This is a genomic window from Inquilinus sp. CA228 (assembly GCF_052078665.1).
In the GTDB taxonomy this organism is placed as follows: domain Bacteria; phylum Pseudomonadota; class Alphaproteobacteria; order DSM-16000; family Inquilinaceae; genus Inquilinus.
The window spans coordinates 41860-55450 of sequence record NZ_JBQJIK010000007.1 but is presented as its reverse complement, the minus strand read 5'-3'; the positions used below and the strand labels follow the sequence as shown (position 1 = coordinate 55450).

Below are 13591 nucleotides of genomic sequence, written 5' to 3'. Positions count from 1 at the left end.
CGCGTCCGGCCCTATGGTTGCGGCTGCGCCAAGGCTACGGAATCGCGCAGGATGAGTTCGAAGGGCAGGATCTCACGGATAGGTTCCGAGACGTTCTTTTCGATCAGCTCGATCAGGATCAGGGCGAGCCGTTCGCCCGCGCCGCGGATCGAGGTCGCAGTTGCCGTCAGCGGCGGTGCAAACTCGGCTGCGCTGCATCCCCTGACGCCGTCATCATGGCAGACCACCGAAACGTCGGCCCCGATCTTCAGCCCATGCTCCCTTATGGCGCGATAGACGCCGCGGGCTTGAAAGACCGACCCGCAGACAAAGGCGGTCGGCCGCTCTCGGCCGTCGAGCCGGCGCCTTGCGGTCTCGTAGCCCGTGGCTTCCGTCATCGAGACGAACTCGATGGCATCCGGCAGCGGGGTCAGCCCGCGAGCGGCGAAGGCGCGCAGGAAGGCCGCGGCGCGTGCCGCGGCGTAACGGAACTTCTCGAGGCCATTCACGGCCACGATGCGCCGATGTCCGTAATCGAGGAGCAGACTGGTCAAGCGTTCGAACGACGTATCGTTGTCCGTGTCGACGAAGGAATAGGAGTCCTTCACCTCGCTGCGGCCATGCACGACGAAGGGCAGGCGAAGCTGGTTCAGCAGGGCGATGCGCGGATCGTCGACGAGGGGGCGCGTGATGATGACGCCGTCGACGGCCTTTGATGACGCTAGCTTGCGCAGGATAGCCGCCTCATCATCCTCGAACGGCGCCAGCAGCAGGCTGTAGTTGCGGCGCGTGACAGCGGTCGAAATGCCCGCCAACACATCCACGAAATTGGTCTCGGGCAGTTGAAGCCGCTCGAGCGGGAAGACGAGCCCGATCGCCTCGGCCCTGCCGATCGCGAGGCTGCGCGCCCGCGCGTTCGGCCGGTACCCGGCGGCTTCGGCGGCGGCAACGACCCGCCGCCGCGTCGTCTCCGGAATGCTGGGATGGGCCCGTAGAGCTCGGCTCACGGTAGATTGCGAAAGACCCAGCTCAAGGGCGAGCGTCTTCAGATCCATCGTGTTTTGATGCAAGCGCTTGTTTTCCCCATGCACCTGAGCCACTTACGGAATCGGTCTGTGGAAACGGCCAAAGCAGCGACGGATAGCCGGATTTAGCTGATATGGCCTCAGTTGACAAACGCCAATGCTCACGTACGATACCTCGTGCTATGCAAGCGCTTGCCTAAAACGCGAGCAAACGATTCTGGTACGGGAGGAACCCTGATGAGCTTGTCGGCAATCGCCCGATCCTCGATTCGTCGGTCGCTCTTGGCCGCGGTCTTTGGCGTTTTCGCGTTCGTCTCGAGCCCGGTGCACGCGGTCGAGATTCAGTACTGGCAGTACGTCTTCGACACTCGTGTCCAGGCGATGACTGAGCTGATCAAGCAATTCGAGGCCGAGAATCCCGACATCACGGTCAAGCAGATGACCTTTCCCTACGCCGATTACCAGACGCGGCTGATCGCGGCCAAGATGGCCGGGCGCGGGCCTGAGGTGATGCAGCTTTTCTATGGCTGGCTCGACACGTTCATCGCGGGCAGGCTGATCCAGCCGTTATCGAAGGCGGCGTTCAGGGATGAGGAGATCGAACGGGACTTCTTCCCCATCGTCTCGGCGATGAAGCGCGACGGCCAATATTACGGCCTGCCGACGGCGGTGCGCGCCATGGCGCTTTTCTACAACAAGAACCTGTTCCAAGAGGCCGGGCTCGACCCGAACAAGCCTCCGCAGACGCTGGACGAGCTCGTCGCGGCCGCCAAGGCGATCGTCAAGCGCGACGCGGCCGGAAACTACCAGCAGGTCGGCATTGCGCTCGATATTGCGCGGCAGGACCACAATTGGTGGCGCGAGATCCTCGTCCGTCAGTATGGCGGCGAGTCCTATTCGGCGGACGGCAGCAAGGTCGCCTACAACACCGAGGCCGGTAGAAGGTCGCTCGAATTCTACACGGGTCTGCAGAAGGCGCATCACGTCGGCCAAGCTGGTTTCATGGACGAGGGCCAAGCGGCGTTCCGCGCCGGCCTCGCCGGGATGGTGGTCGACGGCACATTCCGCGTCGCCTCCTACAAGACGATCCAGGGCTTCGAATGGGGCGTCGCGGAGCTGCCCACCCATGACGGCAAGCGGGCCAATTTCGGCAGCTATTTCGCCAACGCCATCGGCGCGTCGGCTGAGGGCGAGAGGCTGGCGGCGGCCGAGAAGTTCCTTGCGTTCCTCTCGTCCGAGAAGGCGATGGCGATCTGGCTGGAGAAGGTGGGCGAGCTGCCGGCCCGCCGCGCGGTGGCGCTGACCGAAGCCAATATCAAGGACCCGATCTACGGCCCCTTCATCCGTGCGCTCGACTACGCGGCGACGCCGCTGATGGTCGACGAGGCGGCCCAGCGCCAGGTCTCGATCGATATGATCAACGGCGTGCTGCTGCAGGACCAGCCGATCGACGACGCGCTGAGCGCGGCAGCCGCCCGCGAGCAAGCCATCCTCGATAAGTTCAAGGCGAAGTAGGGGGCGGGTGTATGACCGCGACGACGCTATCGCCCCGGGGCACCGGCTCCAGCGGCATCTGGGGGCGGCTGACCATATCGGCGAAGCAGATCGTCTGGGCCTGGGTGTTTCTCGCCCTGCCCGTGTCCTTCTTCGCCGTCGTCCGCTTCTATCCGACGCTGGAAGCCTTCTACCTGTCGGTGACCGACTGGGACCTGCTGAACGAAGCGCGGTTCGTCGGTTTCGACAACTACCGGAAGCTGTTCGCCGATCCGGTATTCTGGCAGGTCTTCCGCAATACCTTCGCCTATCTGATCTTCGGCACGCCGATCGCGATCCTGCTGTCTTTCGCCATCGCCTATTATCTCGACCGCGTGAGGTTTCTGCACGGTCTGATCCGCGCACTCTACTTCTTGCCGTACCTCACGGCCGCCGCAGCGATGGCCTGGGTTTGGCGCTGGTTCTACCAGCCCCCACCGATCGGCGTCATCAACAGCATCCTCGGATTCGCCGGCGTGCCGGCGCAGCCCTTCCTCCGCTCGGTCGACCAGGCGCTGCCGGCGATCATGCTGACCGCGATCTGGGCGCATCTCGGTTTCCAGATCATCATCTTTATGGCCGGGCTGCGCGCCATCCCGACGAGCTATTATGAGGCGGCACGCATCGACGGGCTGGGCGAGGGGGCGATCCTGGCTCGCATCATCATACCGCTGCTGAAGCCGACCACGGTTTTCCTCGTCGTGTTCTCGTCGATCGGGTTCCTGCGGATCTTCGATCAAGTCTACAACATGACCAGCAATGATCCCGGCGGCCCGCTCAACTCGACCAAGCCGTTGGTCCTGATGATCTATCAGACGGCATTCTCGTCTTATCAGATGGGCTATGCGGCGGCCCAGACCGTCGTGCTGTTCACCATTCTGTTCGCGATCTCGATGGCACAACTCTGGATCCTGAGGAGCCGCTGACTTGAGCAGCGACAACGAGAAGCCCGCTCCCGCCTACGGCGCCGTCCGTCCCGGCCGCATCGTGGCCTGGACGGTCCTGTTCCTCGGCGGCGTCGTTATGATAACGCCGCTCCTGTTCATGTTCTCGACCTCATTGAAATCGGCCGGCCAAGTCTATGACCTGCGCCTGATCCCCGATCAGCCGACACTCGCCAACTACGTCAAGGTTCTATCCGATGGGCGCTTCGGCCGCTGGTTCCTGAACTCGGCTCTGATCGCGACGATCGTCACCCTGTCGTGCCTGTTCTTCGACAGTCTCGTCGCCTACACGCTGGCCAAATTCAGCTTCCCCGGCCGGCGGGTGGTCTTCCTGGCGATCCTGTCGACGCTGATGATTCCGACCGAGATGCTGGTCATCCCCTGGTATCTGATGGCGAGCAAGCTCGGCTGGATCGACACCTACTGGGGCATCATGTTCCCCGGCATGATCACCGCTTTCGGCGTCTTCCTGATGAAACAGTTCTTCGAGACGGTCCCGAACGACTTCCTCGAAGCGGCGCGGGTCGACGGCCTCAATGAGTTCGCAATTTGGTGGAAGGTCGCGCTACCGCTGGTCACGCCCGCGCTTTCGGCGCTGGCGATCTTTACCTTCCTCGGCAACTGGACGGCGTTCTTCTGGCCCCTGATCGTGACCACCGATCAGTCGCTCTACACCTTACCGGTCGGTCTTTCGAGCTTCGCGGTCGAGCAATCCATCCAGTGGGAGCTGATCATGACCGGGGCGGCTCTCGCGACCATCCCGACATTGGTGATCTTCCTGTTTTTCCAACGCTACATCGTGCGCGGCGTGATGCTTGCGGGAGTCAAAGGCTAAATGATGAGCATTCTGCAGGCCAAGGACGGGTCACGCTTCCCCGATCCGGTTTACCGGGAGACCGTGCTGCGGCCGCTGTTCGACGGCGCCCGACGCTACCATGCCGAGGCGTTGCGCCGGATCGACCGGGCTCATCTCGTCATGCTGGTCGAGACCGGCGTCCTCGGCGCGGCACAGGGCGCCGCCATCGCCGGAGCGTTGCAGGCGATGGACCGCGAGATCCGCCTGGACGACCTCGCCTATGGCGGCGACGTCGAGGACTATTTCTTCCATATGGAGCGCGAGTTGAAGGCACGCGTCGGGCCCGACATCGGCGGCCGGCTGCACACGGCCCGCTCGCGCAACGATATCGACCACACCTTTCTCAAGCTCGGCCTCAAGCCCCGCGTCGATCGCCTGCTGGCGGCCTGTCGGAAGCTTCTGGCCACGCTGATCGAGGTGGCCGTTCGCGACCGGGATGTCCTGATCGTCGCCTATACCCACGGCCAGCCGGCCCAACCCACCACCTACGGACATTACCTCGCCGCGATGAGCGAGGTGCTGATCCGCGACATGGAGCGGCTCGAAGCCGCCCGCGCGATCGTCGATCTTTGCCCGATGGGGGCGGCGGCGATCACCACTTCGGGCTTTCCGATCAGCCGGCAACGCGTTGCCGAACTCCTCGGCTTCGCGGCGCCGCAGCTGAATTCCTATTCCTGCATCGCCGCGACCGACTATCTAACGTCGGTCTACAGCGCGATCGTGCTCCTGTTCCTGCATCTCGGCCGCCCGATCCAGGATTTTCAGTTCTGGTCGAGCTTCGAGGTCGGTCAACTCTATCTGCCGAATGCCTTCGTACAGGTTTCGTCGATCATGCCGCAGAAGCGCAATCCGGTGCCGCTCGAGCATCTGCGGCATCTGTCCAGTCAGGCTGTCGGGCGCGCTCGGGCGGTCGTCGACGTGATGCACAACACGCCGTTCACCGACATGACCGACAGCGAGGCCGAGACGCACGAGATGGGCTATCAGGTCTTCGACGTCGCTCAGCGCGTGCTCGATCTCCTGACGGCCACCCTCCAGGCCTGCCGCATCGATTCCGAACGCGTCGCCGCCAATCTAAGCCGGTCCTGCGCCACCATAACCGAACTGGCCGACTGGCTCGTGCGCAGCGAGGGTTTGTCCTTCCGACAAGGGCATGAGATCGCCGCCGAGGTCGCCCGCGCCGTCGTGGCCATGTCGGGCGATCTGCCGACGGACGGCTATCCGGCCTTCGTCTTGGCCTTCGAGCGCCATGTCGGGCGCAAGCCAGTGGCCGATGCGGCCGAATTCGCCCGGATGGTCTCGCCCGAGCACTTTGTCGCGGTGCGCGATCGCTTCGGCGGTCCGGCCCCCGCCGCCATGGACCCGGCCCTTGCGGGCTACCGCGTGGCGCTGGACGCGTTCGCGGCCCGTGCCGCGGCGATCGCCGCGCGGGAGGCCGCTGCGGCGGACGAACTCAAACGCCGCATTCAAGACGTCGCGAAAGGTGGATGATGGCCAGGATCGAACTCGAGAAGATCGCCAAGCGCTACGGCAGCATTAGGACCGTGCACGATATCGACCTTATCGTCGAAGACGGCGAATTCGTCGTGCTGGTTGGTCCTTCGGGCTGCGGCAAATCCACGACCCTGCGCATGATCGCGGGCCTGGAGGCGATTTCCGGCGGGACGCTGCGCATCGGCGGCCAGGTGGTCAACGACCACGAACCCAAGCATCGGAACATCGCGATGGTCTTCCAGAACTACGCGATCTATCCGCATCTCACCGTGGCGCAGAACATCGGCTTCGGGCTCTACAGGTCCAAGCTCCCCAAGGCGGAAAAGCAGGCGCGCATCCGTGAAACTGCCCGAATCCTAAGTCTCGATCCCTATCTCGAGCGCCGTCCCGCCGCGCTCTCCGGCGGGCAGAGGCAGCGTGTGGCCATCGGCCGGGCGATGGTGCGCGACCCCGTGGCCTTTCTGTTCGACGAGCCGCTCTCCAATCTCGACGCCCAATTGCGCGGGCAGATGCGGCTCGAGATCAAGCAGTTGCACCAGCGGCTCGGCAGCACGATCGTCTTTGTCACGCACGATCAGGTCGAGGCGATGTCGCTCGCCGACAGAATCGTCGTCATGCGCGAAGGTCGCATCCTCCAGGTCGGCGCGCCGATGGAGCTGTACAATCGGCCGGCGGATATCTTCACGGCGCGTTTCATCGGCACGCCGGAAATGAACATGATCGAGGCGACGATCGATGGCGGGCAGGTGAACCTCGGAGCGAACGCCGCGTCGGTTCGCCTATCCGAGGTGCCGGGCTTGCCCTCGGACATCGGCACCGGCCGATCGATCGTCCTGGGGGTGAGACCGCAGGAACTCACCCTGCTGGCCGACGGGCAGGACAATTTCCCCATCCGGATCGCGGGCACGGTGCGGGTGGCGGAGCCGCACGGCTCGGAAACATTCCTGTTGCTCGATCTGCCCCAAGGGCACGTCGTCGCTCGCGCGCCTTCGAGCATTGCCTTCAAGCCCGGCGATGCGGTCGCATTCGGTGCGGAGGCCGACTGCCTGCGACTGTTTGATAAGGAGACCGAAAAGCTGATCAATTGAGGCGGATTGGGGAAAGCAATCCGTCGCCGTTTCTGGCAGCGCCTGGCCAGCCCGGCGCGCCGGGCAATGGCTTGAAGGAAATCGCCACAGATTGCCGGTCTCTCTCCCGCAAGCGAGACCTTTCGGAAGAGCTTGAACCCAGAGGGGGAACTCGTTGAGTTTGGGACTTTGTCCCAGATCGGCCTTTGCGATCATTCAGCGGACATTCTGAAAAGGCCTCGCTTGCGGGAGAGGTCATCCGCTCTTCCCAACACGGCGCACGCTTCAAAGCTATTGCTCTGCCCGGCGCCGGTCGGCTTGACGGTTGACCGCCCTTCGATAGCTGTTATACGGTCGTATAATAGCCGGCCTGAAGGCCGCGGGAGGCCAGCCTATGATCGAAGCGATGCACCGGCGCGCCGAGACGCCGCCGTCCGATGCGAGCCTGCCGGATGACGATGTCAGCCTGCCGGCCTGGATCTACCGCGATCCCGAGTTCTTCGCGGTCGAGCAGGAGGCGCTGTTCCGCACCTCCTGGCAGGTGGTGTGCCACCTGAACGACATCCCCGAGCCGGGCGACTTCCACACCTTCGAGTTCCTGGGCGAGAATGTGGTGGTGCTGCGCGGCCGTGACGGGGCGGTGCGGGCCTTCCACAATGTCTGCCGGCACCGCGCCGCGCGGCTGCTCGACGGCCCCAAGGGCCAGTGCGGCAGGCGCATCGTCTGCCCCTACCACGCCTGGACCTATGAGCATGACGGCCGGCTGATCGGCATGCCGCAGCGTTCCAGCTATGGCGATTTCGACTTCGGCAGCCACGGGCTGGTCCCGGTCGAGCACGAGGTGTTCTGCGGCTTCATCTTCATCCGCCTCGCCCCCGGTACGCCGAGCGTGGCCGAGATGATGGGCGGCTATGGCGAGGAGATGGCGGCCTACCGGATCGAGGAGATGGTGCCGCTGGGCCGGGTGACGATGCGGCCGCGCTCGGTCAACTGGAAGAACGTCGCCGACAATTATTCCGACGGGCTGCACATCACCGTCGCCCATCCCGGGCTGACCCGGCTGTTCGGCCGCGGCTATGGCGTCGAGGCCAAGCCCTGGGTCGACAAGATGTGGGGCCAACTGCAGGAGCGGCCGTCCGCCGTGCTGTCGGAGCGGGCCTATCAGCACTTCCTGCCGGAGATCCCGCATCTGCCGCCGGAGCGGCAGCGGCTGTGGACCTATTTCAAGCTCTGGCCCAATGTCGCCTTCGACATCTATCCGGACCAGATCGACTTCATGCAGTTCATCCCGGTCTCGGCGACCGAGACGATGATCCGCGAGATCGCCTATGTCCATCCGGACCACCGGCCCGAGATGAAGGCCGCGCGCTATCTCAACTGGCGGATCAACCGCCGGGTCAGCCTCGAGGACAAGACGCTGATCGACCGGGTGCAGGCCGGCATGGGCTCCTCCAGCTACACCGTCGGCCCGCTGGGCACCACCGAGGTCTGCCTGCGCAGCTTCGCCCGGGCGATGCGCCGGCTGATCCCGGAAAGCCGGCTGCACCGGCCGCCGCCGGCGGGCTGGAGCCTGCGGCGCGAGGCCTCGCAGGCGCCGGCCTTCGCGGCAGAGTAAAGTTCAGCAAGACAGGGCCGGGCGGATCTTCATGGCGAATTCACAGGTCTTCGACGTCGCGATCATCGGCGGGGGCCACAACGGCCTGGTCTGCGCCGCCTATCTGGCGGCCGCCGGGCTGAAGGTGACGGTGCTGGAGCGCCGCCGCGTCGTCGGCGGTGCTGCGGTGACCGAGGAGTTCCATCACGGCTTCCGCAACTCCGTCGCCTCCTACACGGTCAGCCTGCTGAACCCGAAGGTGATCCGCGACCTCGACTTGGCCGGCCATGGGCTGAAGGTGGTCGAACGGCGGCTGTCCAATTTCCTGCCGGTCGACGACCACCGCTACCTGCTGGCCGGGCCGGGCCGGACCAAGGCGGAGATCGCGCGCTTCTCGGCCCGCGACGCCGAGCGCTACGACGCCTATGGTGACCGGCTGGACGTCATCGCCGATGTGCTGCGCGACATCGTGCTGCGCACCCCGCCGAACGTCGCCGCCGGCGGCTGGTCCGGGGCGTTGCCGGAGCTGATCAAGGCCGGGTCGCTCGGCAATCGCCTGCGCAAGCTCGACATGGTGATGCGGCGCGACCTGCTGGACCTGTTCACCAAATCGGCCGCCGACATCCTGGAGGGCTGGTTCGAGACGCCGGTGGTGCAGGCGCTGTTCGGCTTCGACAGCATCGTCGGCAACTACGCCAGCCCGCACCATGCCGGCACCGGCTATGTGCTGCTGCACCACGTCTTCGGCGAAGTGAACGGCAAGAAGGGCATCTGGGGTCATGCCATCGGCGGCATGGGCGCGATCACCCAGGCGATGGCGAAGTCGGCGGCGTCGCGCGGCGCCGTGATCCGCACCGACGCCGCGGTGCGCGAGGTGATCGTCGAGGGCGGCCGCGCCGTCGGCGTGGTGACCGAGGCCGGCGACATCGTCCGCGCCGGCTGCATCGTCTCCAACCTCAACCCGAAGCTGCTCTACGGCAAGCTGGTCGACCCGGCGGCGCTGCCGCAGGATTTCCGCGAGCGCATGGACCGATTCAAATGCGGCTCCGCCACCTTCCGCATGAACGTGGCGCTGTCGGAGCTGCCGGATTTCACCTGCCTGCCGGGCAAGACCCTGGCCGACCACCACACCAGCGGCATCATCTTCGGCCCCAGCCTGGACTACATGGACAAGGCCTATCTCGACGCCAAGGCCGCCGGCTGGTCGAAGACGCCGATCGTCGAGATGCTGATCCCGTCGACGCTGGACGACACGCTGGCGCCGCCGGGCCAGCACGTCGCCAGCCTGTTCTGCCAGCATTTCGACCCGAAGCTGCCGGACGGGGCCAGCTGGGACGACCATCGCGAGACGGCGGCCGACCTGATCATCGACACGGTCAATGCCTGGGCGCCGAACTTCAAGGCCTCGGTGCTGGGCCGCCAGATCAACAGCCCGCTCGACCTCGAGCGCACCTTCGGCCTGATCGGCGGCGACATCTTCCACGGCGCCCTGTCGCTCGACCAGATGTTCTCAGCCAGGCCGGTGCTGGGCCATGGCGACTACCGGGCGCCGGTGCCCGGCCTCTACATGTGCGGATCCGGGACCCATCCGGGCGGCGGCGTCACCGGCGCGCCGGGCCACAACGCGGCGCGCGAGATCCTGGCCGATTTCAAGCGACGCCGCCTGAAGCGCGCGGCATGATCGTGCTCCCATCCGACCACGGGGCAGGGCAGGTATGGACCGATCCTGGGACGTGATTCCCGGCGACATGCCGGGCACCGAATGGCGCATCCCGGTGCTGCGCTTCCGGGGCCGCGGCAACGGGCCGCCCGCCCATCTCCAGGCCGCGCTGCATGCTGATGAGCTGCCGGGCGTCGTCACCATCGATGCGCTCTGCGCCAGGCTCCGGCGGGCCGAGGCCGCGGGCGACATCCGCGGCGACATCACCGTCGTCCCCTGGGCCAATCCGATCGGGCTGCAGCAGCAGCTGCACGGTGGCTGGCAGGGGCGCTACGACCTCGACACCCGGGTCAACTTCAACCGCGACTTCCCGCTGCTCGACCGGCCGGACCCGGCGCTGCTGCCGGGCGAGGACGCGGTTCTGCTGGCCACCACCAGGCTGAAGAACCGGCTCCTGGCCCTGGCGCTGCAGTCGGACATCGTCCTCGACCTGCATTGCGACGAGGTCTCGCTGCTCTACCTCTACATCCCGACGTCGCTCTGGCCGCTGATGTCCGACCTGGCCGACGCGATGGATCCCGGGGCCGTGCTGACCTGGGACGGCGATGGCGGCGGGGCCTTCGACGAGGCCTGCGTCGTATCCTGGCTGCGCGGCGGCGTCGAGCTGGCCGGCAAGGCGGTGTCGACGGTGGAGCTGCGCGGCCAGGCCGATATCGATGCCGAGCTCGCCGAGCGCGACGCCGACGGGCTGTTCCGCTTCCTTGCAGGGCGCGGCGTCATCGCCGGCGACCCGCCGCGGCGCCGTTGGTCCGGCCCGGTCGCCGCGCTGGACCATATCGAGATGATCCGGGCGCCGGTCGGCGGTGCCGTCTGTTTCATGCGGGCGCCGGGCGACAGGGTCGAGGCCGGGGACCTGCTGGCCACCATCCTGGTGCGGCCGGGGGAAGAGGGCGGGTCGGTGCCGGTCCGCGCTCCCCAGGCCGGGCTGGTGATGAGCCGGCGCGACCACGGCCGCACCAAGCCGGGCGAGGACATGATGAAGCTGGTCTGCGGTTCGCCGAGCGCGACCGCCCGGTCCGGTCCCTTGGAAGCCTGAGGGGCCATCGTTCAAACAAGAAACAGGGAGCGCAGCAGATGAGCCGTCCGATCCTTTCCGCCTGTCTGGCGATCGCCGTCACCGCCTTCGCCGGCTCGGCCCTGGCCCAGGATGTGGTGCGCCTCGGCACCACGCCGGAATCCTACCCGCCCTTCACCTGGGTCGACGCCCAGGGCAAGCTGAACGGCTTCGAGATCGAGCTCGCCGACGCGCTCTGCGCCCAGATGCAGGTCAAGTGCGAGTGGGTGCTGCAGAGCTGGGACGGCATCATCCCGGCGCTGCAGGAGAAGAAGTTCGACGCCATCATCGCCTCGATGTCGATCACCGAGGAGCGCAAGCAGGTGGTCGATTTCAGCGACAAATACTACAACTCGCCGGCCATCTTCGTCGGCCCGAAGAGCCAGACCATCGATATCTCGCCGGCCGGGCTGCAGGGCAAGACGGTCGGCGTCCAGGTCTCGACCATCCACGCCAGCTACATCGAGGCGAAGTACAAGGGCATCGTCACGATCAAGACCTACGACACGCAGGAGAACGCCAATCTCGACCTGATCGCCGGGCGGGTCGACCTGCTGCTGGCCGATTCCGTGGCGCTGACCGACGGCTTCCTGAAGTCGCCCGAAGGCGCGGATTTCGAGATCAAGGGCCAGCCCTTCACCGACCCGCTGATGGGCGACGGCGCCGGCGTCGCGGTGCGCAAGGGCGACCCGCTCGGCGCGAAGTTCTCGGCCGCGATCCAGGCGATCCGCGCCAACGGCGTCTACAAGGCGATCAACGACAAGTACTTCGCCTTCGACATCTACGGCAGCTGAGCCCAGGGGGATGGAGGATCTCGCCGCCCTGTTGGGCTTCGGGGACAAGGGGTGGGGCGGCCAGCTCCTGGCCGGGGCGCTGGTGACGGTGCAGATCGCCGTCGCCTCCTACCTGGTCGGGCTGCTGCTCGGGCTGCTCGGGGCCTGGGCCAAGCTGGCCGGGCCCCGGCCGCTCCGCGCCCTCGGCAACGCCTACACCACCATCGTCCGCGGCGTGCCGGACATCCTGATCATCCTGTTGGTCTATTACGGCGGCACCAGCGCCCTGCGCTCGTTGATCGGCCTGGTGGTGCCGGGGGTGACGGTCGAGATCGATGCCTTTGCCGCCGCCGTCGCCTCGCTCGGCTTCGTCTCCGGCGCCTATGCCACCGAGGTGTTCCGCGGCGCCATCCTGGCGGTGCCGCCCGGGCAGATCGAGGCGGCCAAATCCCTCGCCCTGCCGCCGCGGGTGATGTTCTTCCGCGTGGTGCTGCCCCAGGCGATGCGCTTCGCCCTCCCGGCGCTGGGCAACCTCTGGGTCGTGGTGCTGAAGGACAGCGCGCTGATCAGCGTGGTCGGGATCCGTGACCTGCTGGGCAGCGCCGCCACCGCCGCCGCGACCACGCGCATGCCCTTCACCTTCTATGCTGTGGTGGCGCTGATCTTCCTGCTGCTGACCATCGCCTCGGTCGGGCTGTTCCAGCTCGCCGAACGCGCCTATGGCCGCGGCTACCGGCGGTCCTGAGCGATGGATCTCGACTTCGTCCAGCGCATCGTCGGCAACCTCCTGAACGGCGTCGTCGTCACCATCATCCTGGTGGCGGCGTCGATGGTCTGCGGCAATGCCATGGCGGTGCCGGTGGCGCTGGCCCGGGTGTCGCCGCGCTGGTGGCTGAAGGCGCCCGCCTTCCTGTTCATCCTGTGCATCCGCGGCACGCCGCTGATCGTGCAGATGTTCATGATCTACTACGGGCTGGCGCAGTTCCCGGCGGTGCGGCAGAGCGTGCTGTGGCCGATCCTGCGCGAGCCGATGTGGTGCGCGGTGATCTCGCTCAGCATCAGCACCGCCGCCTATTCCGGCGAGGTGCTGCGCGGCGCCATCCAGGCGGTGCCGCACGGCGAGGTCGAGGCCGCGCGCTCGGTCGGGATGCGGCGCGGCCTGATGATGCGCCGGATCGTGCTGCCGATCGCGCTGCGCCAGAGCCTGCCGGTCTTCGCCAATGAGACGGTGCTGCTGCTGAAGGCCAGCGCCATCGTCTTCACCATCACCGTGCGCGACCTGATGGGCGAGGCCAACATCATCCGGGCGCAGACCTTCCGCACCTATGAGCCGCTGATCACCGCGGCGCTGATGTATCTGGTCCTGACCTGGATCATCGTCCGCGCCTTCGCCTGGCTCGAGGCCCGGCTGAGCATGCACCGGCGGGCGCTGTCCGCCACGGTGCCCGGGCGCGCCGCGCCGGCCGCGGTGGCGGTGCCGCTCGACGCCCGCTGATCCCGCTTATCACCTGTACGGTGCCGCGGCGCGGGGCTAGGCTTCCTCCGGGCGGAC

The 13591-nt window shown here is 66.4% G+C and carries 12 protein-coding genes; 11 read left to right on the top strand and 1 reads right to left on the bottom strand.

Annotation, left to right across the window (positions count from 1 at the left end; genetic code table 11):
* Positions 1–11: 11 nt before the first annotated feature.
* The gene (locus ACTOWL_RS04865; protein WP_441320066.1) at positions 12–1034 is read right to left on the bottom strand and encodes a substrate-binding domain-containing protein; all 1023 of its coding nucleotides are present in this window, start codon (positions 1032–1034) and stop codon (positions 12–14) included.
* 213 nt (positions 1035–1247) lie between these two features.
* Between ACTOWL_RS04865 and ACTOWL_RS04860 the strand changes: the two genes are divergently transcribed.
* From ACTOWL_RS04860 to ACTOWL_RS04810, 11 genes are all read left to right on the top strand, one after another.
* Complete coding sequence (locus ACTOWL_RS04860; protein WP_441320065.1) at positions 1248–2519, top strand: extracellular solute-binding protein; 1272 nt, start codon at positions 1248–1250, stop codon at positions 2517–2519.
* A gap of 11 nt (positions 2520–2530) precedes the next feature.
* Entirely contained in the window at positions 2531–3463 is a 933-nt protein-coding gene (locus ACTOWL_RS04855) for a carbohydrate ABC transporter permease (protein ID WP_441320064.1), read from the top strand.
* Between the two features lies 1 nt (position 3464).
* Entirely contained in the window at positions 3465–4316 is an 852-nt protein-coding gene (locus tag ACTOWL_RS04850) for a carbohydrate ABC transporter permease (protein ID WP_441320063.1), read from the top strand.
* Positions 4317–5828 (top strand): argininosuccinate lyase, encoded by a 1512-nt coding sequence (argH, locus tag ACTOWL_RS04845; RefSeq protein WP_441320062.1) that lies wholly within the window; start codon positions 4317–4319, stop codon positions 5826–5828.
* A complete protein-coding gene (locus ACTOWL_RS04840; RefSeq protein WP_441320061.1) occupies positions 5828–6919 on the top strand; it encodes an ABC transporter ATP-binding protein in 1092 nt (363 codons plus the stop codon). Before argH ends, ACTOWL_RS04840 begins: the two co-directional genes overlap by 1 nt.
* Positions 6920–7292: 373 nt before the next feature.
* Entirely contained in the window at positions 7293–8513 is a 1221-nt protein-coding gene (locus ACTOWL_RS04835; protein ID WP_441320060.1) for an aromatic ring-hydroxylating oxygenase subunit alpha, read from the top strand.
* A 31-nt stretch (positions 8514–8544) separates the two neighbouring features.
* Positions 8545–10173 (top strand): phytoene desaturase family protein, encoded by a 1629-nt coding sequence (locus ACTOWL_RS04830; protein ID WP_441320059.1) that lies wholly within the window; start codon positions 8545–8547, stop codon positions 10171–10173.
* A gap of 34 nt (positions 10174–10207) precedes the next feature.
* Entirely contained in the window at positions 10208–11248 is a 1041-nt protein-coding gene (locus ACTOWL_RS04825; protein WP_441320058.1) for a hypothetical protein, read from the top strand.
* Positions 11249–11286: 38 nt separating this feature from the next.
* Positions 11287–12060, top strand: a complete 774-nt coding sequence (locus ACTOWL_RS04820; RefSeq protein ID WP_441320057.1) for a transporter substrate-binding domain-containing protein — start codon at positions 11287–11289, stop codon at positions 12058–12060.
* 10 nt (positions 12061–12070) lie between these two features.
* Positions 12071–12784 carry an ABC transporter permease gene (locus ACTOWL_RS04815; protein ID WP_441320056.1) on the top strand — a complete coding sequence of 238 codons (714 nt, stop codon included), beginning with the start codon at positions 12071–12073 and terminating at the stop codon, positions 12782–12784.
* A gap of 3 nt (positions 12785–12787) precedes the next feature.
* Positions 12788–13534 (top strand): ABC transporter permease, encoded by a 747-nt coding sequence (locus ACTOWL_RS04810; RefSeq protein ID WP_441320055.1) that lies wholly within the window; start codon positions 12788–12790, stop codon positions 13532–13534.
* The last annotated feature ends 57 nt before the right edge of the window (positions 13535–13591 follow it).